At 67.1% G+C, this 23,911-nt stretch carries 18 protein-coding genes and 1 pseudogene; 14 read left to right on the top strand and 5 right to left on the bottom strand.

Annotated features, from left to right (window positions below; genetic code table 11):
- The first annotated feature begins 223 nt into the window (after positions 1 to 223).
- Positions 224 to 1,624, top strand: a complete 1,401-nt coding sequence (locus EZ304_RS16520) for a flavin-containing monooxygenase (RefSeq protein WP_099603917.1) — start codon at positions 224 to 226, stop codon at positions 1,622 to 1,624.
- A gap of 38 nt (positions 1,625 to 1,662) precedes the next feature.
- Here the strand turns inward: EZ304_RS16520 and EZ304_RS16515 are convergent, their stop codons facing one another.
- The 3 genes from EZ304_RS16515 to EZ304_RS16505 form a co-directional block, all read right to left on the bottom strand.
- Positions 1,663 to 2,772, bottom strand: coding sequence for a polyamine ABC transporter substrate-binding protein (locus EZ304_RS16515; RefSeq protein WP_071228406.1), 1,110 nt, complete (start codon positions 2,770 to 2,772; stop codon positions 1,663 to 1,665).
- Between the two features lie 92 nt (positions 2,773 to 2,864).
- A complete protein-coding gene (locus tag EZ304_RS16510; RefSeq protein WP_099555094.1) occupies positions 2,865 to 4,262 on the bottom strand; it encodes a glutamine synthetase family protein in 1,398 nt (465 codons plus the stop codon).
- Complete coding sequence (locus EZ304_RS16505) at positions 4,259 to 5,020, bottom strand: gamma-glutamyl-gamma-aminobutyrate hydrolase family protein (protein WP_142807632.1); 762 nt, start codon at positions 5,018 to 5,020, stop codon at positions 4,259 to 4,261. Before EZ304_RS16505 ends, EZ304_RS16510 begins: the two co-directional genes overlap by 4 nt.
- 161 nt (positions 5,021 to 5,181) lie before the next feature.
- Between EZ304_RS16505 and EZ304_RS16500 the strand changes: the two genes are divergently transcribed.
- From EZ304_RS16500 to EZ304_RS16480, 5 genes are all read left to right on the top strand, one after another.
- The gene (locus tag EZ304_RS16500; RefSeq protein WP_099555098.1) at positions 5,182 to 6,459 is read left to right on the top strand and encodes an NAD(P)/FAD-dependent oxidoreductase; all 1,278 of its coding nucleotides are present in this window, start codon (positions 5,182 to 5,184) and stop codon (positions 6,457 to 6,459) included.
- A gap of 50 nt (positions 6,460 to 6,509) precedes the next feature.
- Positions 6,510 to 8,114, top strand: coding sequence for an MASE1 domain-containing protein (locus tag EZ304_RS16495; protein WP_142807631.1), 1,605 nt, complete (start codon positions 6,510 to 6,512; stop codon positions 8,112 to 8,114).
- Positions 8,115 to 8,313: 199 nt separating this feature from the next.
- On the top strand, positions 8,314 to 9,867 hold the full coding sequence (locus EZ304_RS16490; RefSeq protein ID WP_142808117.1) for an MASE1 domain-containing protein: 1,554 nt from the start codon (positions 8,314 to 8,316) through the stop codon (positions 9,865 to 9,867).
- Positions 9,868 to 9,963: 96 nt separating this feature from the next.
- The gene (locus EZ304_RS16485; RefSeq protein WP_142807630.1) at positions 9,964 to 11,307 is read left to right on the top strand and encodes a diguanylate cyclase; all 1,344 of its coding nucleotides are present in this window, start codon (positions 9,964 to 9,966) and stop codon (positions 11,305 to 11,307) included.
- A gap of 84 nt (positions 11,308 to 11,391) precedes the next feature.
- Positions 11,392 to 11,853: a bacteriohemerythrin gene (locus tag EZ304_RS16480; protein WP_004151683.1), complete on the top strand. Its 462-nt coding sequence runs from the start codon at positions 11,392 to 11,394 to the stop codon at positions 11,851 to 11,853.
- Here the strand turns inward: EZ304_RS16480 and EZ304_RS16475 are convergent.
- Complete coding sequence (locus EZ304_RS16475) at positions 11,834 to 13,135, bottom strand: MFS transporter (RefSeq protein WP_142807629.1); 1,302 nt, start codon at positions 13,133 to 13,135, stop codon at positions 11,834 to 11,836. The two genes, EZ304_RS16480 and EZ304_RS16475, sit on opposite strands and share 20 nt — an antisense overlap.
- A gap of 147 nt (positions 13,136 to 13,282) precedes the next feature.
- Here EZ304_RS16475 and EZ304_RS16470 point away from each other — a divergent pair.
- Positions 13,283 to 13,641: pseudogene (locus EZ304_RS16470) on the top strand (hypothetical protein).
- Between the two features lie 85 nt (positions 13,642 to 13,726).
- Here EZ304_RS16470 and EZ304_RS16465 read toward each other — a convergent pair.
- Complete coding sequence (locus EZ304_RS16465; protein ID WP_142807628.1) at positions 13,727 to 15,223, bottom strand: aldehyde dehydrogenase; 1,497 nt, start codon at positions 15,221 to 15,223, stop codon at positions 13,727 to 13,729.
- A 103-nt stretch (positions 15,224 to 15,326) separates the two neighbouring features.
- On the opposite strand from EZ304_RS16465, the gene EZ304_RS16460 reads away from it, so the two are divergent.
- The 7 genes from EZ304_RS16460 (at position 15,327) to EZ304_RS16430 (ending at position 23,868) form a co-directional block, all read left to right on the top strand.
- A complete protein-coding gene (locus tag EZ304_RS16460; RefSeq protein WP_142807627.1) occupies positions 15,327 to 16,679 on the top strand; it encodes an aspartate aminotransferase family protein in 1,353 nt (450 codons plus the stop codon).
- 63 nt (positions 16,680 to 16,742) lie between these two features.
- Positions 16,743 to 17,621 carry a plasmid replication/partition related protein gene (locus EZ304_RS16455; protein WP_099552617.1) on the top strand — a complete coding sequence of 293 codons (879 nt, stop codon included), beginning with the start codon at positions 16,743 to 16,745 and terminating at the stop codon, positions 17,619 to 17,621.
- A gap of 118 nt (positions 17,622 to 17,739) precedes the next feature.
- The gene (locus tag EZ304_RS16450; protein WP_142807626.1) at positions 17,740 to 19,026 is read left to right on the top strand and encodes a DUF445 domain-containing protein; all 1,287 of its coding nucleotides are present in this window, start codon (positions 17,740 to 17,742) and stop codon (positions 19,024 to 19,026) included.
- A gap of 271 nt (positions 19,027 to 19,297) precedes the next feature.
- Positions 19,298 to 21,496, top strand: a complete 2,199-nt coding sequence (locus tag EZ304_RS16445) for a TonB-dependent siderophore receptor (protein ID WP_142807625.1) — start codon at positions 19,298 to 19,300, stop codon at positions 21,494 to 21,496.
- 106 nt (positions 21,497 to 21,602) lie between these two features.
- Complete coding sequence (locus EZ304_RS16440; protein WP_099552614.1) at positions 21,603 to 21,917, top strand: DUF3649 domain-containing protein; 315 nt, start codon at positions 21,603 to 21,605, stop codon at positions 21,915 to 21,917.
- Entirely contained in the window at positions 21,914 to 23,542 is a 1,629-nt protein-coding gene (locus EZ304_RS16435; protein WP_142807624.1) for a PepSY-associated TM helix domain-containing protein, read from the top strand. The genes EZ304_RS16440 and EZ304_RS16435 overlap by 4 nt, the downstream gene beginning before the upstream one ends.
- Positions 23,539 to 23,868: a DUF3325 domain-containing protein gene (locus tag EZ304_RS16430; protein WP_142807623.1), complete on the top strand. Its 330-nt coding sequence runs from the start codon at positions 23,539 to 23,541 to the stop codon at positions 23,866 to 23,868. The genes EZ304_RS16435 and EZ304_RS16430 overlap by 4 nt, the downstream gene beginning before the upstream one ends.
- Positions 23,869 to 23,911: the final 43 nt, after the last annotated feature.

The following is a 23,911-nucleotide window of genomic DNA, read 5'->3' as shown; positions in this document are numbered from 1 at the left end:
GGGCCGCAGGGGATATGACGGCGACGGGCGGAAGCCGCCAGCGGCCCGCTCCCGGGCCGGAAGGGGTGTCGGCTTTACCCCGCCATCAGGGCCCGTCCGCGCAAAAGGCCGGGGCTGCCCGGTCGAGCCTACGGCGTCCCGGCCAGACACCACGGGCAACGACCCGATCTGCAACGTTTTTCGGAGCGGGATCTGTTGAAGGCCCCGGGGCATTCCCCGCGCAATGCCTCCGATCAAGGCCTTGCATGGACCCATCCCGTTGATTCCCCCCGTCAGCCCCTCCCCTCTCCCTTCCCGTCCGTCGTCATCCGTGCCCCCAGGGCTGCCGCTGGCCATCATCGGCGCCGGCCAGGCCGGGTTGTCCCTCAGCGCACTCCTGCAGGAGGCCGGCGTCGAGCATCGCGTGCTGGAGGCCGAAACCGTGGGTGCCAGCTGGCAGCGGCGCTGGGATTCGTTCCAGACCAACACCGCCAACGCGACCATGGCCCTGCACGGTCATGCCTATGCGGGCGATGACCCGGAAGGCTTCATGGGCGCCCCGGAGGTGATCCGTCGGCTCCGCGACTATGCCGACGAGCGCGTGTTGCCGATCAGCGAGGGGTGCGCGGTACATCGGGTCGCACCCGAGTGCGGCGGCTATGCCATCGACAGCAGCGAGGGGCTGATCCATGCCCGCGCGGTGGTGGTCGCGACCGGTGAGTACCGCCGTGCGCGGATGCCCCGGGTCCCCTTCGCGCCCGCGCCCGGCCTTGCCGTGCTGCACTCGGGCAACTACCGCAGTGCCCACCAGCTGCCCGATGGCGCAGTGCTGGTCATCGGTGGTGGGCAGTCCGGTGCGCAGATCGCCCAGGACCTGCGCGACAGCGGTCGCAGCGTGCACTGGTCACTGGCCCAGCGTCATTCGCATACCCGCCGGCTGCGCGGCAAGGACTCGATGACCTGGTGGGACATGGCCGGGCGCATCCACCAGCATGTGAGTGAAGCGGCCGCCGTACTGGCCGGACAACCGGATGCGCTGCGCAAGGCCCGCACCGCGGAGTTCCCGCTGATCTCCGGCAAGGGAAGTGCCGGCCTGGGCAGCTCGATCAGCCTGCTGGCGATGCACCGCGCAGGCATCAGGTTGCTGGGCCGGCTGCAGGAATTCAATGGAAACATCGCCCGCTTCGCCGATGTCCGCCCGCAGCTGCGCACCGCGATCGAGGCGACACGGACCGAATACGACTATCTCGATTCGCTGGCCAGCGCGTACTACGCCACGCGTCCCGAGCCACGCACCGACGATGCCCGCTACATTCCGGAGGAGGTCTATCTGCACTGGGAACCGGACGCATCCCCGCGCGAACTGGATCTGCAGGCCGCGGGCATCCGCTCGGTGGTGCTGGCCACCGGCTTCGTCGCCGAATGGCCCTGGCTCGACGTACCGGGCGCGCTGGATGCACATGGCTACCCGCTCGGCGAGTTCGGTGTTTCACCACAACCGGGGCTGTTCTTCATCGGCATGCACAACCTGCAGCGGATGAGTTCGTCATTCCTGTGCAACGGCGGTCGCGATGCACGCGACCTGCTGCCTGCCATCCTGCATCACCTTGGCCGGAGCGACAGGGCCGACTCCGACGCAGGGTAAGGCAGCCGCCGGGCATGGCCCGGCGCTACCCGGGCCGCTTACCGGCCGGTCTTCACCTCGGTCCACAGCCGGGTGTAGAGCTTGTCGGTCTCCGGCGTGTTGATCGAGTACGTGAACATCTTCTCGGCCACATCGGCCGGCGGGTAGATGGTCGGGTCGGTACGGATCGCCTCGTCCACCAGCGGGGTCGCGGTCGGCACCGGGTTGGCGTAATGGATGAAGTTGGTGTTGGCCGCGGCAACCTTCGGCTGCAGCAGGTAGTTGATGAACGCGTACGCGGCTTCCGGATGCTTGGCGTCCTTCGGGATGGCCAGCATGTCGAACCACTGCGGGGCGCCTTCCTTCGGGATCGAATAGGCCACGTGCACGCCATTGCTGGCTTCCTCGGCACGGTCACGGGCCTGGATGATGTCACCCGACCAGCCGACCACCAGGCAGGTACCGCCGTTGGCCAGCGAGCCCACGTACTGCGAGGAGTGGAAGTTCTGCACGTACGGGCGGATCGACTTCAGCAGGTCGGCCGCCTTCTGCAGCTCGGCCGGATCGCCGCTGTGCGGGTCCAGGCCCAGGTAGTGCAGCGCGATCGGGATCATGTCCGCCGGCGTGTCCAGGATGGTCACGCCGCAGTCCTTCATCTTGCTGATGTTCTCCGGCTTGAACACCAGGTCCCAGCTGTTGGCGATGTCGGTGCTGCCACCGAAACGCTGTTTCAGCATCTCCACGTTGTAGCCGATGCCGGTGGTGCCGATCATGTACGGCACGCCGTACTGGTTGCCAGGGTCCTGGGTGGCAATGCGCTTCATCACCGCCGGATCGAGATTGGCCAGGTTCGGGATCTTGCTCTTGTCCAGCGGCAGGAACACGCCGGCCTGGATCTGGCGGCCGAAGAAGTTCAGGGTCGGCACCACCACGTCGTAGCCGCTGTTGCCGGCCAGCAGCTTGGTCTCGACCATCTCATCGCTGTCGAACACATCGTAGGTCACCTTGATGCCGCTCTCCTTCTCGAAGGTCGGGATGGTGTCCTCGGCGATGTAATCGCTGTAGTTGTAGACGTTCAGGACCTGGCTGTCCTGCGCGCCGCCGTTGCCACCGCCACAGGCGGCAAGCATGGCGGAGGCCAGGCCGAGCGTGAGGATACGCAGCTTCATCGGGTGCTCCAGAATGCGGGAAGGGGGGCCGGCGGGAGCCGGCGACGGGTGCCAGCCTACCCCCCGGCGGCGGATTTTTCTATTCCAGATGCTCAGACGTTCAGCAGCAGGAACTCACGCTCCCACGAGCTGATGACACGGAAAAAGGTCTCGTATTCCTTGCGCTTCACCGAGATGTAGGCCCGGCAGAAGCGCTCGCCCAGCAGGGCCTGCAGCTCGCTGCACTGCTCCAGCCCGTCCAGCGCCTCGCCCAGCGAGCGCGGCAGGTTGTAGCCCAGTTCCTTGGCACTGCCGGTCACCGGCGCATCCGGTGCCAGCCGCTCGCGGATGCCCAGCAGGCCGCAGGCCAGGGTCGCCGCCATCGCCAGGTAGGGGTTGGCGTCGGACCCGGCGAAACGGCTTTCCACGCGCATGTTCTCCGGCGTGTCCAGCGGCACGCGCAGCCCGCAGGTGCGGTTGTCATAGCCCCAGTGCACGTTGCTCGGCGAGACCTCGCCGAACACCAGTCGCCGATAGGAGTTCACGTTCGGCGCGAAGAAGGCCATCGCCTGCGGCACGTACTTCTGCAGGCCGCCCAGGTAGTGGCCGAACACCGGACTGAACTCGCCCTCGGCATCGGTCTCGCCAGCGAACACATTGCTGCCGTCGCTCACCCGCACCAGGCTCTGGTGGATGTGCATGGCGCTACCCGGCTCGTTCTCCATCGGCTTGGCCAGGAACGTGGCATACACGCCGTGGCGCATCGCGGCCTCGCGCATGGTGCGCTTGAACAGGAACACCTGATCGGCCAGGTCCATCGCATCGGCGTGGGTGAAGTTGACCTCCAGCTGCGCCGCGCCGGATTCGTGGATCAACGTGTCCACGTCCAGCTTCATCGCATCGGCGTAGTCGTACATCAGGTCGAGGATCGGGTCGAATTCGTTGACCGCGTCGATCGAGTACGACTGCCGCGCGGTCTCCGGGCGCCCGGAGCGGCCGGCCGGTGGCAGCAGCGGGAAGTCCGGGTCGGTGTTCTTCTGCACCAGGAAGAACTCCAGCTCCGGCGCCACCACCGGGCGCAGGCCGAGCTCGGCGTAGGCCGCCAGCACGCGGCGCAGCACGTTGCGTGGCGCCAGCTCGTGCGGCTCGCCGTTCTTGGTGTAACAGTCGTGGATGACCTGCGCGGTGGCGTCGGCCGCCCACGGCACCATGCGCACCGTGTCCGGATCGGGGCGCAGCATCATGTCCGAGTCCGACGGCGAGGTCAGCTCGTAGTAGTCATCAGGGAACTCGCCGGTGACGGTGGTGGCGAAGATGCCTTCGGGCAGCCGCGTACCATAGTCGTGCGAGAACTTGTCGGCGGGAATGATCTTGCCGCGCGCGTTGCCGGTGATGTCCGGCACCAGGCATTCGACCTCGGTGATGCGTCGCTCCTTCAGCCAGCGCAGCAAGCTGCTTTCCTGCGGTGCGGGGGGCGTAGCCGTCTTGCGCGGGCGCGTTCGGGAACTCATCGGGAATCCAGTCGGTTCTGTTGGTGCTGCCGGCAAGCTTGGCCGAACGCACGGAAAATAGCGTGATAGAACGGCGAATCCATGACACGCCACTCCGGGTGCCACTGTACGCCGAGCACGAAACGATGGCGTGTGCTGCGCGCCGCCTCGACCAGTCCATCATCGGCCACAGCCTCGACCTGCAGCCCGTGTGCCAGTCGATCGATGCCCTGCCCGTGAACCGAATTGACCTGTGCGCGATCACCACCCTGCCACTGCGCCAGCCAGCCATCCGCCGCCAGCGCGACCGCATGGGCCGGCCCATACTGCACCTCAACCGGCGCCTGTGGGTCTTCACGATGATCCGACAGACCCGGCACCGCGTGAACCTGCGGATGCAGCGTGCCACCCAGCGCAACGTTCAGCTCCTGGAAGCCGCGGCAGATCGCCAGCACCGGCAGGTCCAACGCCAGCGCCTCGTGCAGCAGTGCGAAGGCGCTGGCATCACGGGCCGGATCATGCGGGTTCCCCGGCCAGCTGCGGCCACCTTCGTAGTGCTGCGGTTCGATGTTGCTGACCGCACCGGTCAGCAGCAGGCCATCGAGCCCGCGCAACCACTCCGCAGCCGGCAACGGCGGCTGCAGGCTGGGCAGGACCACCGGGGTTGCTTCGGCCGCCACCACCAGCGCGCGCACGTACTTCTCGCCGACCACCGCGAAACGATGATGGCCGAGTACGGTGCTGTCGGTGGGCAGGCCCACCCAGGGCAGGCGGCGCATGGGAAAACTCCTTGGCGTGCCGCCACGTTACCCGTCGCCCGGCGAATGCGGCAAGTCGTCGCCGTCACGCCACGGCCGTCGCGCATCGGCGAAACTAGACGCGTGAACGCTGATCGTCCTGCCCCGCACCGTCCTGCCGCCCTGTGCCCGCGAGGCCCGCAGTGAGCGCCGCCTTCCCGCCCAGCTGGTACGTGGCCAGCCTGCCCGAGCCACCCGCACTGCCTCCGTTGCAGGGTGATGTGCAGGCCGATGTCGCGGTGCTCGGCGCCGGCTATACCGGCCTTACTGCTGCCCTGGAACTGGCCGCGCGCGGCCAGCGCGTGGTGCTGCTGGAAGCGCAGCGGATCGGCTGGGGCGCCTCCGGCCGCAACGGCGGCCAGGCACTGGTCGGCTACGGCTGCGAGGTGGACGAACTGGAGCGGCAGCTGGGTCGCGACGATGCACGCCACCTGTTCGACTGGTCGCGCGACGCGGTGCAGGCGATGCGCACGCGCATCGATCGCCACCGCATCGACTGCCATTGGGTGGAAGGCCACGCCAGCGTCGCCATCCGTGAACGCCACGAGCGTGACCTGCAGGCCAACTGCGAGCACCTGCAACGCCATTACGATTACCCCATGCAGTGGTGGAGCCGAGACGCCCTGCGCGCGCAGCTGGACAGCCCGCGCTATCGAGCCGCGATGTTCGACCCGCTCAGCGCGCACCTGCACCCGCTGGCGTATGCACGTGGCCTGGCCGATGCGGCGCGCGCGGCGGGAGTGGTCATCCACGAGGATTCGCCCGTGGTGCGCATCCAGCGCGGAGCGCAGCCAACCCTGCACACTGCACAGGGTCGCGTGCACGCCGCGCATCTGGTGGTGGCCGGCAATGCCTGGCTGCAGGGCCTGCTGCCCGAGCTGGAGCGGCGGATCATGCCGGTGGGCACCTACATTGGTGCCAGTGAGCCACTGGGCGCCGAACGCGCCCGTGCCCTCATCGGCAACAACATGGCCGTGGCCGACACCGCCTGGGCACTGGACTACTTCCGCCTCAGCCACGACCACCGCCTGCTGTTCGGCGGCCGCGCCAGCTACTCGGCACTGCCCCCGCCCGGCCTGCGCGGGGTGATGCAGCGACGCATGCACGACGTCTTCCCGCAGCTGGCCGACGTGGTACTGGACCAGGTCTGGGGTGGCTACGTGGACATCACCCGCAACCGCGCCCCGCACTGGGGCCGGCTGGACGGCAACCTGTACTTCGCGCAGGGATTCTCGGGGCATGGCGTCGCTGCCGCCGGGTTGGCCGGCGAGGTGATCGCCGCCGCCATCGCCGGCCAGAGCGAGCGCCTGGACGTGTTCCAGCGCCTGCGCCATGCGCCCTTCCCCGGCGGCCGGCTGCTGCGCACGCCCCTGCTGGTGGCGGCGATGTCGTGGTACAAGCTGCGGGATGCGTTGTGGTAGCGGGACCCTTCCCAGCCACATAATCGGCGCAGGAGCTGGGGAGCACGTGGATGCAGTGGTGGAAGGACGGCCTGCAGGTGAGGATACGCGTCAGCCCCGAGGGGCTGGTGCTGGCGCTGCTCTATGCCTTCGCCTGCTGGGGCGCGCGCAAGCTGTCATTGGACCAGTTCTTCCTGCCTGCCGGCGTGCGGGTGGCCGCACTGCTGCTGTGCCCGCCCCGTCTTTGGCCCTACCTGCTGATCGGTGAATACGCCTACTTCGCGCATCTGCGCATCCCCCTGATCAGCAAATACAACCTGACCTGGGTGATCCTCGCCTCGGTGTTCCTGATGCCTGCCGTGATGCTGATCGTGCGCCTGCACCGGAAGCTGCTGGCGCGCACCACGGTCGTCGGCGTGATCTCCATTGCGGTATGCGCCGCCACGGTCATCAGCCTGCTCAACCTGGGGATCTCGTACCTGATCTGGGAACCGTTGCATGAAGAGACATTTCTCACCAACGTGCTGCGCTATGCGCTGGGCGACTTCACCGGCATCCTGATCCTGGCGCCTCTGGCACTGCTGTGGATCCGCCGCGCCGAAGAAAAATGGACAACCCGGTCTGTAGTGGCCACGGTCGCAGCACTTGGCACCATGCTGGTCATTGGCCTGCAGGCAACGCCGGTACCTGCCTCGATCACGGCCCCTGGCTCGCTGCAGCTGTTGCTGATCCTGCCTATTCCCGCGATCGCCCTGACCTGCCTGCTGGGATGGCGCGGTGCGGCCATCGGTGTCGCCGCCGTGAACATGATCCTTGGCCTGAGCGCCCCGGCCGACCATCCGACGGCATTCGACCCGGCCACTTTCGCCACCCAGCAGGCCATGGCCGTCGCCAGCATCGCCCTGCTGCTGCTGGGCGCGCGCATCACCCACTTCCAGAGCCAGCACCGGTTGCGCGAGGAAGATGGCAAAGCGGCCCTTCAGCTTGCCCGCAATTCGCACCTGGCCGGCGAGATGGACCTGCGTGAACGGGCGGCTCACCTGCGCCAGCTGGGCGATGGCATGGACCTGTCCCTGAACGAGATGGTGAACTGGCTGCATGCCCAGGGTCATCACGCCGTGGCCGACAGCCTGCGGCATACCTCGGAGGTGCATTCACGCTTGTTCCGGGCCCAGGCCAGCATGATCTATCCCGCCGCCCTGGAACAACTGGGCCTGTACGTGGCGTTGCAGGCAGGCGGGGTGCGCGAGGCGTGGAATGCCACGCATCGAATCGGCCAGCCGAGGTTGACGGGTGACCCCTGCGCGCTCGGGGTCGGCCTGCAGCTTGCTGCCTATCGACTCGTGGTCGATGCGGTCTCGCTTCTACTGAAATGCGAGGCTGGGCAGATCTCAGTCAGTATCCGCTGCGGAAGTTCCATCCGGAAGCGTGGTGCCTTCATCTGCGTGGCTCTTCTGGACCGCCACGAATCACTGGGAAGCAGGGCGAAGGAACTGGCGAACGAGCAGCTGCTGGGCCGGGTCCTCGCACACGCGGGCCACATGGACGTGAGTGGCAACAGGCTCAGGATGGTGTTGACCGAAGCACGGGATGCTCCCCGCCAGGCAGGCGCTACTGAAGCGTTGATGGAACGCACACGTTCCATTGACCCAGGCGCACCCCGGGCCGCGATCTGACTTTCCCGATGAAAGGAGATGCAGATCACTACTCGAAAGTAATCCCTGGTCGATGCCGAACCCACCCCGTCAGGATCTGGCGCCGGCGTGCAATTGCGCCCCCATGCTTCTATCGATACTGTCCATCCAATGGCGCGTCATGGCGCGTTCAAGCAACCCGCACGGCCGCTGCCATGTCACGAGCAAGGGAGGCTCGGGTTTGGACCGATTCAAAAAGGCAGTTGAACTGAGCTTCCGTATCCGGCCAGCCGGGATCGCACTCGCGGCCGTCTATGCGCTGAGCTGCCTCGGCTCGCGTCAGTTCTCGCTGGATCAGTTCTTCCTGCCGGCGGGCATCCGCGCAGCGGCACTGCTGATCGTCCCGACCCGCCTGTGGCCCTACCTGCTGCTGGGCGAGTACGCGTACTTCGCAACGCTGCGCATCCCCATGATCGACACCTATGGCCTGGATTGGGTCATCCTGGCTTCGACGCTGCTGATGCCGATGGCGATGCTGGTGGTCTACCTGCATCGGTTGAGAATGCCGTCCGAAGCAGCCACCGGTCTCTGGCTGCTGTCGCTGTCCTTCTGCACGGCCCTGTTCGTCCCGGGTCTCAACCTGGGCATTTCATATGTCCTATGGTCGAACCCACCACCCAGCAATCTGCTGGACGCGGCCGACCGGACGATCTTTGGTCACTTCGCCGCCATCATCACCCTGGTGCCGTTGGCATTCCTCTGGTCGCGACGGCAGGCCGATCCCGGTTGGACCGACCGTTTCGTCGCCCCTACCGCATCGGCGATCCTGGTGATGCTGGTGCTGGGCCTGTGCATGCAGTTGACAAGCGCCGGCGCCCACACGACGCGGACGCACATGGTGCTGCTGGCCGCCCTGCCCGCCATCGCCCTGACCTTCATGCACGGGTGGCGTGGCGCAGCCATCGCGATTCCGTTGTTGAACCTCCCCCTGCACGGTGCAACGCCCAGCACCGGCCTGCCGTCCTCATTCGACCTGGGCACGTTCGCCACCCAACAGAACATGGCGGTGATGAGTGTCGCACTGCTGGCACTCGGTTCCAGCATCAGCTATCACCATCAGCGCGCCCGGTCCCGCGGCCTGGCCGAGGCAACCACGCTGCGCCTGGCACGCGGCTCGCATCAGACCAGCGAGCGCGAGCTGCGTGAACGGGCCGTCCACCTGAAGCACCTGGGCGAGGGCATGGACAGTTCGCTCAGCGAGATGGTCAGCTGGCTGAAGTCCCAAGGCCACCATGCGGTCGCAAACAGCCTGCAGCACGCGTCGTCGGTACATTCACGGCTGTTCCGTGAACAGGCCAGCCTGGTCTATCCCACTGGACTGGAGCAGGTCGGGCTCTACATCGCGCTGCAAGCCGGCGGTGCATGCGAAATCTGGAACAACACGCATCGTGTCATTCCGCCCCGGCTGGCGGGCAATCCCTGCCTGCTGACCGTGGATCTGCAACTGGCCATCTATCGCTCGCTGATCGAGGCGGTTTCACTTCTGCTGGAACTGGAGACCGGGCAGGTCTGCGTGCGCGCCCGAAGCGGCCGGGCAGGCAAACGTCGCGGCATTGTTGCTGTGGTGAGCCTGCTCGACCGTGGTTGCACGCTGTCCACGCGCACTACCCACCAGGCCGTCGAGCGCCTGGCCGGGCGGATGCTTGCCTACGGCGGAACGGTCCACTGCCGCGGCAATCGGCTGCGGCTGGTCCTGCATGAACCAATCACCCACGCGTCGCCCGCGGTGGCCTGACACGCAATCCCACCCGGCCAGTGGCGTTCGCAGCTAAAGTTGCAGCCGAAACCGCCGCTATCCGTGCCGAGCCCCTCCCTCGTGAGCCACCGCATCATGCCCGTCCTGCCGCAGGCCGCCGTCGATGGCGACCTGGCCGATCCGCTGCCGCAGCGGATCCTGCTGGTCGAAAACTCCCGTGCCTTCACCGGCATGCTGCGCGAGGCCATCGAGCAGCGCCTGGAGCTGCCGGTGGTGATCGCCTCCACCCTGGCCGAGGCCGACCGCCTGCTGCGCGAAGGTGGCGGCTGGTTCCTGGTACTGACCGGACTGGTCCTGGCCGATGGCGACCGCGACGCGGTGGTCGAGTTCTTCCTCAAGCGCGATCTGCCCACCGTGGTGGTCAGCGGCGTCTACGACGAGGACCTGCGCAAGCGCGTGCTGCAGCAGCAGATCATCGACTACGTGCTGAAGAACACGCCCGGCAGCATCGATTACCTGGTGTGGCTGGTGCAGCGGCTGGAGCGCAACCGGCGCATCGCCGCGCTGGTGGTGGACGACTCACCGTCCGCGCGCGGTTATGCCGCAGCCCTGCTGCGCATGTATGGGCATGAGGTACATGAGGCGGCCGATGGCAATGAGGGCCTGGCTGCGATCGAAGCGCATCCTGCGATCCGCCTGGCGGTGGTCGACCAGGAAATGCCGGGCATGCAGGGCGTGGAGTTCACCCGGCGCCTGCGCACCCTGCGCTCGCGCGACAAGGTGGCGGTGATCGGCATCTCCGGCAATACTGATGCGTCGTTGATCCCGCGCTTCCTGAAGAATGGCGCCAACGATTTCCTGCGCAAGCCGTTCTCGCGCGAGGAATTCTTCTGCCGTGTCTCGCAGAATGTGGACCAGCTGGAGCTGATCGGCACCCTGCAGGACCTGGCCACCCGTGACTTCCTCACTGGCCTGCCCAACCGCCGCTGCTTCCTGGAGCAGAGCCAGCGCCAGCTGCCGCAGCTGCAGCTGCATGGCCAGTGCGTGGCGGTGGCGATGATCGACATCGACCACTTCAAGCACATCAATGACACCCATGGTCATGAAGCCGGCGACGATGCACTGCGGGCGGTGGCCGGCGCGGTGGCCGCACACGCGCGCAGCCAGGACCTGATCGCACGCTTCGGCGGCGAGGAGTTCTGCCTTCTGGTGCCGGACATGGAGCAGGACGAGGCGCTGCTGTACTTCGAGGAACTGCGCCAGCGCATCGCCGCGCTGGAGGTCGACATCGGTACCGCGACTCTGCGCATGACCGTCAGCATCGGCCTGTGCTGCCCGCGCCCGCAGCGCGATGCACTGCACCGGCTGATCTCCGAGGCCGACCGCCAGCTGTACCTGGCCAAGGCCGGTGGCCGCAACCGGGTCAGCTGCACCACGGTGGCCAGCCCGCTGCGCCCACGCGAGCCTGCCCTGCCCTGACCGCGGCGCCTTGATCCAGATCAACGCCATCGAGGGGTGGCGGTCCTACAGTCGGCCCCGACATACGCATGAAGGGGAGCCGGGATGGCACTACTGGTCTGGCAGGACGATCTGAACATCGGCATCGATGTGATCGACCAACAACACCGCCGCATCATCGAGATGCTCAACCACCTGCACGTGGCCCAGGCCAGCATGCAGCGTGCTGCGGTGGGTGAAGTGATCGACGAGGTGGTGGACTACACCATGTCGCACTTCGCGTTCGAGGAAGAGTTGATGGAGGAAGCGGGCTACCCGTTCTGTGCGGCGCACAAGCGCGTGCATGAGGTCTTCATCAAGCGGGTATCGGAGTACCGCATGCGCTTCCAGGCCGGAGAGGACATCAGCGACGAACTTCGCACCATGCTCTCGCGCTGGCTGTTCAACCACATCCGCGGCGACGACCAGGCCTATGCCGAGCAGGTCAAGGCGCACCTGAACCAGTTCGCCCGCGAACACCAGGGCGGTGGCTGGCTGGGTCGCACGCTCAAGCGCTTCTTTGGTTGAGCCTCAGCGCGCGCCGGTGCAGTGCGACCAGCGCGCACAGGGTCGCCACCGCGGTCAGGCACAGGTAGTAGCCGACCGCGACCAGGCCGAAGCGTTCGGCCAGCCAGGTCGCCAGGTACGGGGCCGGTGCCGCACCGAGGATGCCGGCCAGGTTGAATGACAGCGATGCACCGGTGTAGCGCACCTCCACCGGGTAGATCTCGGCCAGGAAGGTGCCGCAGGGGCCGTAGGTCAGGCCCATCAGGAACAGGCCCAGGCACAGGAAGGCGGTGACCAGCCATGGGCTGTGCGGCTGGAACAACGGCGCGAACAGAACGCCGAAGCCGACGATCAGCACGCTGGCGACGATCATGGTGCGACGCGTGCCCCAGCGGTCGCCATAGCGTGCCGACAGCGGGATGCCCAGTGCGAAGAACAACATGCCGACCATCTGCATCAGCAGGAACTGCTCGCGGCTGTAGCCCAGCACCGCAGTGCCGTGGCCAAGGCTGAACACCGTCATCAGGTAGAACAGCACGAAGGTGGCGAACGCGCCCAGGGTGCCCAGCAGCATCGGCACCGGATGGTCACGCAGCACCGTCCACATCGGCAGCCGCACTGGCGCCTTGCGCTCCAGCGCCTTCTTGAAGTCGGGCGTCTCGTGGATGTTCAGCCGCACCCACAGTCCCAGACCCACCAGCAGCGCGCTGGCCACGAACGGAATGCGCCAGCCCCACTGCAGGAAGTCGTCCTGGCTCAGGCAGCGGCCCAGCACCAGGAAGATGCCGGCCGACAGCAGGAAACCGATGGGCGCGCCCAGCTGCGGGAACATGCCGTACCAGGCGCGCTTGCCCGGTGGGGCGTTCTCGGTGGCCAGCAGCACCGCCCCCCCCCATTCGCCACCCAGCCCCAGCCCCTGGCCGAAGCGGCACAGCGCCAGCAGCGCCGGTGCCCACAGGCCAATCTGAGCGTGGGTAGGCAGCAAACCGATCAATACCGTGGACAGGCCCATGGTCAGCAACGCGGCGACCAGGGTGGCCTTGCGGCCGATGCGGTCGCCGAAATGACCAAACACCGCCGAGCCGACCGGCCGGGCGATGAACGCCACCGCGAAGGTCGCCAGTGACTGCAGCAGGGCCGCCTGCTCGCTGCTGTCCGGGAAGAACAGATGCGGGAACACCAGCACGGCGGCCGTGGCGTAGATGTAGAAATCGAAGAATTCGATGGTGGTGCCGATCAGGCTGGCCAGCAGGACACGACGGCGGGAATTCACGGGTGGCGCGGCAGCAGCGATCGTCGACATCGGCAGGACGGATAACGGTAGATCGGCCGATTCTGCCACGTGACGGTGGCCACACGGGGCGATGGTTTCAGCCGACACCGATGCCAACGGAATTTTTCTGGTCACCCGCCAGGCTGCGCCACCGGTCCCTGCATGGATGCTTTGCCGATGGCTGCAGTTGCGTTGTCGTGGTCCGATTCGCCGAAGCTGCCGCGCATGGCGGCGTGGCTGGTGGTGCTGCTGGTACATGGCCTGATGGCGCTGTGGTTGTGGGGCAGTGGCCGGGTCGTGCGATGCATCCCGCGTTCGCACCGCGCCGCAACTACTTCCGCATCCGCCGGCAGATGACCCCGGAGCAGATCGTGCATGGCGTGGCGCAGCTGCTGGGGCTGTGGCCGCCGGGGTACATCGTCGACCCGTGCGAACTGGGTAGACAGGACATGGATCATTTCCAGAATGCCGTCGATGAAGCCGACCGGGATATGCTGCGTGCGGCGGTGCTGCAGGTGAGCGCACGCTGCAGGTAGCTCGACGGCTGTCTGCCTTCTAGCGAAGGCAGCCGAGCATGGCTCGGCGCCACAAAGAGCGAATGGCCGTCCAGCAAGCGCGTCGTTACAACTGGATCCAGGTGGCCTTGATCTCGCTGTATTTGTCGAACGCGTGCAACGATTTGTCGCGCCCGTTGCCGGACTGCTTGTAACCACCGAAAGGGGCGGTCATGTCACCACCGTCCCAGCCGTTCACCCAGACGCTGCCGGCGCGCAGCTGGCGTGCGACACGATGGGCGCGACCCAGATCACGTGTCCACAGGCCCGCCGCCAACCCATAGCGGCTGTCATTGGCCACGCGCACCGCTTCGGCCTCGTCGTCGAAACCAAGCACGGCCAGGACCGGCCCGAACACTTCCTCGCGTGCCAACGCGTGGTCCGGACGCACCCGGTCGAACACCGTGGGCTGCACGTAGCAGCCGCCGGCCTCCACCTCGGCCCGATGGCCGCCGAGCAGCAGGCGGGCGCCGTCGCTTTCGGCCCGTGCGATATCGGCCAGCACCTTGTCCACGTGCGCGGCATCCACCAGCGCGCCCATCGGTGCATCGGCGTCCAGTGGATGCCTGGGCTGCATGTGCTGGCCATAGGCAATCACCTGGTGCACGAAGTCCTCACGGATCGAACGCTGTACCAGCAGCCGCGAACCGGCGGTGCAGACTTCGCCCTGGTTGAAGAAGATGCCCTGCGCCACGGCCTTGGCCGCTGCGTCCAGGTCCGGGGCGTCGGCAAACACCACGTGCGGGCTTTTGCCACCGCATTCCAGCCAGACCCGCTTGAGGTTGGACCGACCCGCATGCTCCAGCAGCTTCGCGCCGGTGGCGGTGGAACCGGTAAAGGCCAGCACGTCCACATCCATGTGCAGCGCCAAGGGCTCGCCCACGCGCGCGCCATGACCGGGCAGCACGTTCAGCACCCCGTCCGGCAGGCCTGCCTCGGCCGCCAGCGCCGCCAGCCGCAGCGCGGTCAGGGGCGATCGCTCCGAGGGCTTGAGGACCACCGAATTGCCCATCGCCAGTGCCGGCGCGATCTTCCAGCAGGCCATCAGCAGCGGGAAGTTCCACGGCACGATTGCGGCCACCACGCCGGCCGCTTCCCGCGTGACCAGGCCCAGCTCGTGCGGCCCGGTGGGTGCGATCTCGCCGTACAGCTTGTCCACCGCTTCGGCGGTCCAGGCCAGGCAGCGCACCACGCCAGGCAGGTCGATGCGGCGTGCATCGCGTACTGGCTTGCCCATGTCCAGGGTTTCCAGCAGGGCCAGCTCGTCGGCGTGTTTTTCCACCAGCCCCGCCAGCGCCAACAGCACGCGCTTGCGATGGGCCGGGCTGGCCTGCGACCAATGGCCCACATCGAAGGCACGCCGTGCCGCCCGCACCGCGCGCTCCACGTCCTGTGCATCGCAGTCGGCGACCGCCCCCAGCACGCGGCCATCAATCGGGCTGATGCAGTCGAAGCGGGCGCCGCTGGCAGCGTCGGTGTAGCGGCCATCAATGAATGCCTGTCCGGGCATCGAAAGCTGCTGGGCCAGTGCCTGCCAGTGGCTGCGGTCGGGAAAGTCGGCCATGTCGGGCTCCTCGGAACAGTTTCCCCGGTTATACCGGCGTGGCCGCGACTCCGCCGTGACGTGGCTGCGCTACATTCTCCCCATCGGACCTGATGGAGCTGGCATGAAGCGTCCCGCGAGCGACCTGCACGATCTGGCTACCCAACGCCCGCAGTCACTGGAGGCGTACTGGATGCCGTTCACCGCCAACCGCCAGTACAAGGCAGCGCCGCGTGTACTGGTGCGTGCCGAGGGCATGCACTACGAGGATGTCGACGGCCGCCAGATCCTCGATGGCACGGCCGGCCTGTGGTGCTGCAACGCCGGCCACGCGCGTCCCCGCATCGTGGAAGCCATCGTCGAGCAGGCGCGCACGCTCGACTACTCGCCGGCCTTCCAGATGGGCTCGCCGCCCGCATTCGCGCTGGCGCAGCGGCTGGCCGCATTGGCACCAACGCCACTGAACCATGTGTTCTTCACCAGCTCCGGCTCGGAGGCGGTGGATACCGCGATGAAGATCGTGCTGGCCTACCACCGCCAGCGCGGCGAGGGCCAGCGCACGCGCTTCATCAGCCGCGAGAAGGCCTACCACGGCGTCGGCTTCGGCGGCATGGCACTAGGCGGCTTGCCCAACAACCGCAGGGCGTTCGGCCTGCAGCTGGGCGGCGTGGACTACCTGCGCCACACCCTGGACCTGCAGCGCAATGCGTTCAGCAAGGGCCTGCCGCGCCAAGGCGCTGAACTGGCCGACGACCTGGAGCGGCTGATCGCGCTGCATGACGCCTCGACCATCGCGGCGGTCTTCGTCGAGCCCATCGCTGGGTCCGCCGGGGTGATCCTGCCGGCGCCGGGCTACCTGCAGCGCCTGCGCGAGCTGTGCGATCACCACGGCATCCTGCTGGTGTTCGATGAGGTCATCACCGGTTTCGGCAGGGTCGGCATGCCCTTCGCCGCACAGCGCTTCGGGGTCACACCGGACCTGCTGACCTTCGCCAGGGCGGTCAGCAACGGCGCGGTGCCACTGGGGGGTGTGCTGGTCAGCGATGCGGTGCACGCTACGCTGATGCAGGCGCCGCCGCAGGCCATCGAGCTGTTCCACGGCTATACGTGCTCTGGCCACCCGCTGGCCTGTGCGGCCGCGCTGGCCACGCTGGAGGTCTACGCCGAGGAGCGCCTGTTCGAGCGGGCCATCGAACTGGGCGAATACTGGCAGGAACGGCTGCATGCGCTGCAGGGCCTGCCCAACGTGATCGACATCCGCAACTTCGGGCTGGTCGGCGCCATCGAACTGGCACCACGTCGCGATACCCCAGGCAGCCGCGGCTACGAGGTATTCCGGCGCTGCTTCCACGACGGCGGGCTGCTGGTGCGCTGTACCGGCGACATCATCGCGCTGTCGCCGCCGCTGATCGTGGACAAGGCGCAGATCGACCAGATCACCGGCACGCTGGGCGAGATGATCCGGGCCACCGCCTGAGCCCGGGCCGGCGGCGGCGAGCGGGTACAATGGGCGGTTCCGCTCCTGCTCGCTGCCGTGCCCATGGATATCGTCGTCAAAGAAGAACTCAAGGCCTATATCGACCCGCTGACCGCGGACGAACATGACGCGCTGGAGCGCAGCATCCTTGCCGAAGGCTGCCGCGATGCACTGGTGCTGTGGGGCGACGTACTGGTCGATGGCCATAACCGCTTCGGTATCTGCCAGAAGCACGGCCTGCCCTTCAACACCGTGCAGAACACCCGCTTCCAGAGCATGGAAGACGTGCACCTGTGGATGATCGAGCAGCACCTGGGCCGCCGCAGCGTATCCGACTTCCAGCGCGGCGTGCTGGCGCTGCGCAAGCGCGACATCCTGGCCGCCCGCAAGCAGGTCGAGCAGGCCCAGCTGCAGCGCGAGAGCGATGGCACGGCCGAGATGGCTGATGAGGCTGGTGAAGACGGCCCGCCGTGGGAGCCGGCACCGAAGGTCAGCCGCGCCGAACTGGCCCGCGAAGCCAAGCTGAGCACCAGCCAGGTCGGCATGATCGAACGCATCCATGCCCAGGCCGCGGCCGAGGTGGTGGAAGCGGTGAAGGCCGGCATGATCTCGATCAGCGCCGCCGCGGCCGTGGCCGACCTGCCCGAAGAAGAACAGCGCGCCGCCGCCGCCGGTGGCAAGGACGAGCTGAAGCAGGCCGCCAAGCGCGTGCGCGAGTCCAAGCGCAAGCCGCGCGCGCCGAAGCCTGAACCGGCCGAGATGGATTTCGAGGAAGCGGATGAGGACGAGATCGCCAGCCGCGATGCCGAAGTGCTGTCGGCACTGGAACAATTGGGCGAGGATGCACCGGCGCTGCGCCGTCGCGTGGTCGCCCTGACCCGCGAGAACGACACCCTGCGCGCGCAGCTGGCCGCGCTGCGCAAGCAGCTCGAAGCGCTCTGAACCAACGGGTAGTGCCGGCCGCTGGCCGGCACCCCCATGAACGTTCCGGGTGCGTTGAGGATGCCGGCCAGCGGCCGGCACTACCAGATGCTCATGCCGTGCCGGTTAGACTCCCCGCATGACGTCTGCCATCGATCCGCGCCGCGCTCAGCTGCGGCGCCTGAAAGCCCTCGCGCTGGGCCTGCTGCTGTTGATGCTGGCCGGTTTCGCGGTCAGCCACTGGCAGGGCGAGCGCGGCATCTGGGCCTGGGTTTCGGCTTTCTGCGAAGCCGCGGCCGTGGGCGCGCTGGCCGACTGGTTCGCCGTGGTCGCGCTGTTCCGGCGGCCGATGGGCCTGCCGATTCCGCACACCGCGATCATCCCGCGCAGCAAGGAGCGCATCGGCGACAGCCTGGCGCTGTTCGTGCGCGACCAGTTCCTGGAGCCGGGCGTGCTGCTGGCCAAGCTGCAGGTATTCGATCCGGCCAGCCGCCTTGGCAGCTGGCTGGCCGACCCGGCACGCTCGCGCATGCTGGCCGACATGGCCCGCGGCTGGGCGCTGCAGGCGCTGGATTTCTTCGACGAAACCGCCGTGCGCCGGCAACTGCACGGCTTCGTGGTACAGCAGCTGCGGCAGTGGAATGCAGCTGCCACTGCCGGTGAACTGCCGGCCCTGCTGACCGCCGATGGTCGCCATCAACGCGTGCTGGACGAGGGCCTGCAACGGCTGGGCCGCTGGCTGGAGCAGCCTGAGGTGAAAGAACGCGCCTCGCAGCTGATCGTGCGCTACATCCAGCGCGAATGGCCGACGCTGTCGAGCACGGTGAACTGGGTCAAGCCGATCGATGAGATCGGCGACAGCCTGGCCGAACGCCTGGCCCGCGCGGTGCTGGAAGAGCTGCAGCAGGTGCTGGCCGAGCCGCAGCACCCGCTGCGCCAGGACTACGAGACCTGGTTGCAGAACTACGTGCAGCGCCTGCGCGAGGATCCGGCGCTGGCCGAGCGCATCGAGCAGCTCAAGCAGGAAATGATCGACCACCCGGCCCTGCAGGAGTACGTGCAGGGGCTGTGGGCGCGCATCCACGCCAGCCTGCGAGCGGACCTGCAGCGCGAGGATTCGGCGCTGGTCGGCCACCTGCAGCGCAGCCTGGGTTCGCTCGGTGCCAGCCTGCAGGCCGACCCGGCGCTGCGCGAGGCACTGAACCAGCATCTGATGGAAGGTGCGCAGCGCCTGACCGGGCGCCTGCGCGAAGGCGTGACCACGCATATCGCGCAGACTGTGAAGGGCTGGGACGAGCGGCACCTGGTCGAACAGCTGGAACTGAGCGTGGGCCGTGACCTGCAGTTCATCCGCTTCAACGGCACCCTGGTCGGCGGGCTGATCGGCCTGCTGCTGCACGCTGCGACGGTCCTTTTCCGCTTCTGAAGCCTCCCTGCACGGGAGCGGGCGCCGTCACGCTTGATTAACGAAATGCGAATGCCTATCATTTGCTAATCGGTTGTACGCTTAGCCAAGCGGGGCACGGAAGCACGCACCCACCCGCCCCTTCGCCCGTGTACATCCCCCGACTACCGGGTCACCCTCACTGCGCGGGTGGCGCACCGTCGATGGGACTCGCTGGGCGACGTGCGCGGAGCGCACGGCTGCTGCGTCCGCGCATTCCATCGCCTGTTTCGTCCTGCATGGAATCGCACCGATGGCAATGCCGCTGAACCTCCCTCGTCCCTCTCTGCTGGCCCTGGCCGTGACCGCACTGATGATCGCTCCGCTGGCACACGCCGACGGCACCGCCGAATCTTCCGCGCGCACGCTGGACACCGTAAAGGTGACCGCCGATGGCGAGATCCCGAACAGCTACACGGTAAAGAACGCGCGCAGCGCGACCAGGCTGGACCTGTCGTTGCGCGAGACGCCGCAGTCGGTGACGGTCATCACCCGCCAGCGCCTGGACGACATGGGCCTGTTCTCGCTGTCGGACGTGATGGGCCAGGTGACCGGCGTCAGCGTGTCGGTCACCGACAGCGAGCGCATCAACTATGTCTCGCGCGGCTACACCATCGACAATTTCCAGATCGACGGCATGCTCAACACGTTCGGTGGCTCGGTCAAGACCAATACCGACAACGTGATCTACGATCGCATCGAGGTGATCCGTGGCGCCACTGGCCTGACCACCGGCGCCGGCGATCCCTCCGGCACCATCAGCATGATCCGCAAGCGCCCCACCGATACCTTCCAGATGGGCGCCAACCTCACCGTGGGACGCTGGGGCAACCGCCGCCTGGAAGCCGACCTCGGTGGTCCGGTTGCCTGGGACGGACGCATCCGTGCGCGCGTGGTCGCGGCCAAGCAGCAGAGCGATTCGTTCCGTGATGTCTATTCGCTCGACAAGGATGTGTTCTACGGCATCGTGCAGGCCGACCTGAGCGACAACACGCTGTTCGAAGTGGGCTACGAATACCAGTCGCCCCGTACCACCGGCGTGACCTGGGGCGTGGTGCCGTACTGGGGTGCCGATGGCGCGCCAGCCAACCTGCCACGCTCGACCAACCTGTCGGCCTCGTGGAGCGCCTGGCCGATCGTGGAGAAGACCAGCTTCGCGCGGCTGGAGCAGCAGCTCGGCAACGGCTGGTCGGTGAAGGGCAATATCAGCCACGCCGTGCGTGATACCGACGGCAGCGTCTGGTACGGCGCAGCCGGCAATCCGCGTGCCGATGGAACCGGCGTCACCGCCTACATCTCGCACTTCAACGAGCACAGTACGATGGACGTGTTCGACGTCAACGTCGGTGGCCCGTTCCAGCTGTTCGGTCGCGAGCATGAACTGGTGTTCGGCCTGGGCCAGTCGGTGCGCAAGGGCGAGTCGGAAGGCATGGACTTCGACTACGACGATGCTTATGCCATGGTGCCGGACTGGCGCCACTGGACCGGCAATGTGCCGGTGCTTCCGGTAACCCGGCTGGGCAGGCTGTCGTCGCAGAATGAACTGCGCCAGCGCGCAGCCTACGTTGCCGCGCGCCTGCGCCTGGCCGACCCGCTGCTGGCGGTGGTCGGCGCGCGCTACGGCAGCTGGGAAACCCGCAGCTGGGCTTATGGCTACGATGCCAATGGCAACCGCAACCGCACCACCCGCACCGGCTACAGGCCGGACGACATGCTCACCCCGTATGCCGGCCTGGTCTACGACTTCAATTCGATCTTCAGCGGCTATGTCAGCTACACCGACATCTTCAAGCCGCAGAACTACCGCGACCGCAATAGCAACTACCTGGAGCCGGTGGTTGGCAACATGTACGAAGCGGGCGTCAAGGCCGAGTTCTTCGGCGGCCTGCTCAATGCCTCGGCCGCCGTATTCGAGGGCAAGCAGGACAACGTCGCCGAGATCGATGATTCGGTGCCGGTGAACTCGCTGCCCGATGGCAGCCAGGCCTACCGCTCCACCGGCAAGGGCAACAAGGTCAAGGGCTGGGAGATCGAAACCCAGGGCAGCATCGGCGAGCAGTGGAACGTCTCGGCCGGTTTCGCCCATACCGTCATCCGCAACAAGGACGGCGTCCTGCAGCGGACGACCGCCCCACAGGACACCTTCCGGCTCAACAGCAGCTGGCGCCCCGGCGGTATCGACGGTCGCTTCTGGCTGGGTGGTGGCGTGACCTGGCAGAGCAGCATCTGGAACAACAGCACCAAGGCCGATCGCAGCAAGGCCAGGATCACCCAGGACGCGTTCTACCTGGTCAACCTCGCCGGCGGCTACCGCTTCAACGAGAACTTCAGCGCCCAGCTGAACATCAACAACCTGCTGGACAAGAAGTATTTCAACAACGTCGGTTTCTACAACGGCGTGTACTGGGGCGAACCACGCAATGTCACCGTGACGCTGCGCTGGAAGCTCTGACCCTGATGGATGGCACCGGTTCTGCGACCAGTGCCAGGCCAGGGATGGCCTCCTCCGGCGCACAGTGGTGCGCCTGCCTTCTTCCACTGAAACCTGCAGGAATGCCGTGGACCGCTCGCCCGCAACCGCCAGCCCCCGCACCTTCTTCTCCAACCCGCGCTGGGGCGTGCTGTCACGTTCGTTGGCCGCGATCTTCGGCGGCTATGCGCTGGCCTCGGTGACCAGCGTGTTCTGCGCGGTGGCGCTGCCCGGCGCGCGCGGGCAGACCGTGCTGACCGGCATGCTGCTGGCGATCCTGGTCGCCGCCTGTGCCGCACTGTGGGCATTCGCCACCCGCAGCGCGCTGCGCGCATGGGTGGGCATCCTCGTCCCGGCCCTGCTGATGGCAGGCATTGCGCGCCTGATGGGGGCCTGGGCATGAAGAACGGATTCCGCCAATCGATGGCCTGGCTGCACACCTGGACCGGACTGCTGGTCGGCTGGTTGCTGCTGCTGATCTTCATGGCCGGCACAGCCAGTTACTACCGCGAGGAAATCAGCCGCTGGATGCGCCCGGAGCTGCCGGCCAACAAGGTCAGCATCGATGTGTCCGCGCAGCGCGCGGTGGACTACCTGCAGGCCAATGCCGGCCAGGCCGAGAACTGGTTCGTCACACTGCCGCAGCCGCGCAACCCGGCCATGCAGATGTTCTGGCGGTTGCCACCGGAGCTGGCCGACCCCAGCCGTGGCCGCCGCGGTGGCTTCGGCGACGCCACGCTGGACCCGAACACCGGCCAGGAGTTGAAAGCGCGCGAGACCCGCGGCGGCGACTTCTTCTACCGCCTGCACTTCGACCTGCACTACATCCCGGTGCTGTGGGCGCGCTACCTGGTCGGCTTCTGCGCGATGTTCATGCTGGTAGCGATCATCACCGGCGTCATCACCCACAAGAAAATCTTCAAGGACTTCTTCACCTTCCGCAAGGACAAGGGCCTGCGCTCCTGGCTCGACTTCCACAACGTCAGTGCGGTGATGGCGCTGCCGTACCACGCGATGATCACCTACACCGGCATTGTGACGTTGATGATCATGTACCTGCCGTGGGGGGTGAAGGTGGCCTACCCGCAGGATGAGGACAAGTTCTTCTTCGAGGCCTTCGGTGGCATGCCGGAGGTGACCGCACCGGCCGAAGGCCGCGCCGCGCCGCTGCCGATCGCACAGCTGCTGGACAGCGCACGCGCGCATTGGCACGGCGTGGAAGTGGCCGGCTTCACCGTGTCCAATCCGGGCGCGGCCAATGCGGTGATCGATATCCGCCAGCGCGACGGCAAGCGACTGTCCACCGACACCCCGGCCGTGCGCTACAACATGGTCAGCGGTGCGCTGCTGGAAGAAACACCGCCCTCCGGTGGCGCCACCGCCACCCGTGGCGTGCTGTACGGCCTGCATCTGGCACGTTTTGCCGACTGGGGCCTGCGCGCGTTGTTCTTCCTGTCCGGCCTGGTCGGCTGCCTGATGGTGGCCAGCGGCGTGGTGCTGTGGGCGGTGAAGGAACGGCCGAAGCATGCCAAGAGTGGACACACCGGCTTCGGCCTGCGCCTGGTCGATGCGCTGAACATCGGCACCGTCGCCGGCCTGCCAATCGCCTTCGCAGCCCACTTCTGGGGCAACCGCCTGCTGCCGCTGGACATCGCCGAGCGCTCCAGCGCCGAGGCCAACGTGTTCTTCTATGCCTGGGGTGCGGCACTGCTGGCGGCCTTCATCTGGCCCAAACGGATGATGTGGGCGTGGCAGCTGTACCTCGGTGCGGCGGCGTTCGCGCTGGTGCCAGTGGTCAATGCCCTGACCACGCACGCCCACCTGGGCGTCACGCTGCGCAGCGGTGATTGGGTGCTGGCCGGCTTCGACCTGTCGATGATCGCCTTCGGCGCGATGCTGGCACTATGCGGCTGGCGCATGCAGCACTGGACACCACCGCTGTCTGCGGCCGAGAAGAAGAAGCGCGCCGCTGCAGCAGCAGCGCCGAAGGCATCAGTCGAAGCGACCGAAGCGGAGGCCAGCGCATGATGCTGCTCGCTCTGACGCTGTCGTTCTCTGCGTTCACCGCCCTGTCGCTGGCGATGGAAAAGCACCAGCACGACCTGCATGGCAAGGCCGCTGCCGCACCCGCACGGCGGATGCAGTGGCGGGTGCTGGGCTGGGCGCTGCTGACGGCGGCGTTCGCACTGTGCGTGGCCGACCACGGCTGGGCGATGGGCCCGGTGCTGTGGCTGGGCGCGATGACCGTGGGCGGCGTGGCACTGTCGTTCGGGCTGTACCCGTACCGCCCGAAATGGATCGCGGTGTTGGCGATCGTGCTGCCGGTGTTGGGGCTGGTGGTGGCGGTGCTGTAGCCGCCATCCACGCATGGCGTGGATCTACTGAACAACCATCCAC

It is taken from the genome of Stenotrophomonas maltophilia, assembly GCF_006974125.1.
GTDB lineage: Bacteria > Pseudomonadota > Gammaproteobacteria > Xanthomonadales > Xanthomonadaceae > Stenotrophomonas > Stenotrophomonas maltophilia_O.
The sequence above is the reverse complement of the archived record's forward strand: the minus strand, read 5'-3'. Positions and strand labels throughout refer to the sequence as shown.

Excerpts from the sequence above, each read along its gene's own strand:
- EZ304_RS16435 (WP_142807624.1), top strand. The coding sequence starts at position 21,914 with ATGAAGAACGGATTCCGCCAATCGATGGCCTGGCTGCACACCTGGACC.
- EZ304_RS16430 (WP_142807623.1), top strand. The coding sequence starts at position 23,539 with ATGATGCTGCTCGCTCTGACGCTGTCGTTCTCTGCGTTCACCGCCCTG.
- EZ304_RS16465 (WP_142807628.1), bottom strand. The coding sequence starts at position 15,223 with ATGGCCGACTTTCCCGACCGCAGCCACTGGCAGGCACTGGCCCAGCAG.
- EZ304_RS16460 (WP_142807627.1), top strand. The coding sequence starts at position 15,327 with ATGAAGCGTCCCGCGAGCGACCTGCACGATCTGGCTACCCAACGCCCG.
- EZ304_RS16475 (WP_142807629.1), bottom strand. The coding sequence starts at position 13,135 with ATGTCGACGATCGCTGCTGCCGCGCCACCCGTGAATTCCCGCCGTCGT.
- EZ304_RS16505 (WP_142807632.1), bottom strand. The coding sequence starts at position 5,020 with ATGCGCCGCCTGCCCTGGGTGGGCCTGCCCACCGACAGCACCGTACTC.
- EZ304_RS16455 (WP_099552617.1), top strand. The coding sequence starts at position 16,743 with ATGGATATCGTCGTCAAAGAAGAACTCAAGGCCTATATCGACCCGCTG.
- EZ304_RS16515 (WP_071228406.1), bottom strand. The coding sequence starts at position 2,772 with ATGAAGCTGCGTATCCTCACGCTCGGCCTGGCCTCCGCCATGCTTGCC.
- EZ304_RS16445 (WP_142807625.1), top strand. The coding sequence starts at position 19,298 with ATGGCAATGCCGCTGAACCTCCCTCGTCCCTCTCTGCTGGCCCTGGCC.
- EZ304_RS16510 (WP_099555094.1), bottom strand. The coding sequence starts at position 4,262 with ATGAGTTCCCGAACGCGCCCGCGCAAGACGGCTACGCCCCCCGCACCG.
- EZ304_RS16480 (WP_004151683.1), top strand. The coding sequence starts at position 11,392 with ATGGCACTACTGGTCTGGCAGGACGATCTGAACATCGGCATCGATGTG.
- EZ304_RS16520 (WP_099603917.1), top strand. The coding sequence starts at position 224 with ATGCCTCCGATCAAGGCCTTGCATGGACCCATCCCGTTGATTCCCCCC.
- EZ304_RS16450 (WP_142807626.1), top strand. The coding sequence starts at position 17,740 with ATGACGTCTGCCATCGATCCGCGCCGCGCTCAGCTGCGGCGCCTGAAA.
- EZ304_RS16485 (WP_142807630.1), top strand. The coding sequence starts at position 9,964 with ATGCCCGTCCTGCCGCAGGCCGCCGTCGATGGCGACCTGGCCGATCCG.
- EZ304_RS16495 (WP_142807631.1), top strand. The coding sequence starts at position 6,510 with ATGCAGTGGTGGAAGGACGGCCTGCAGGTGAGGATACGCGTCAGCCCC.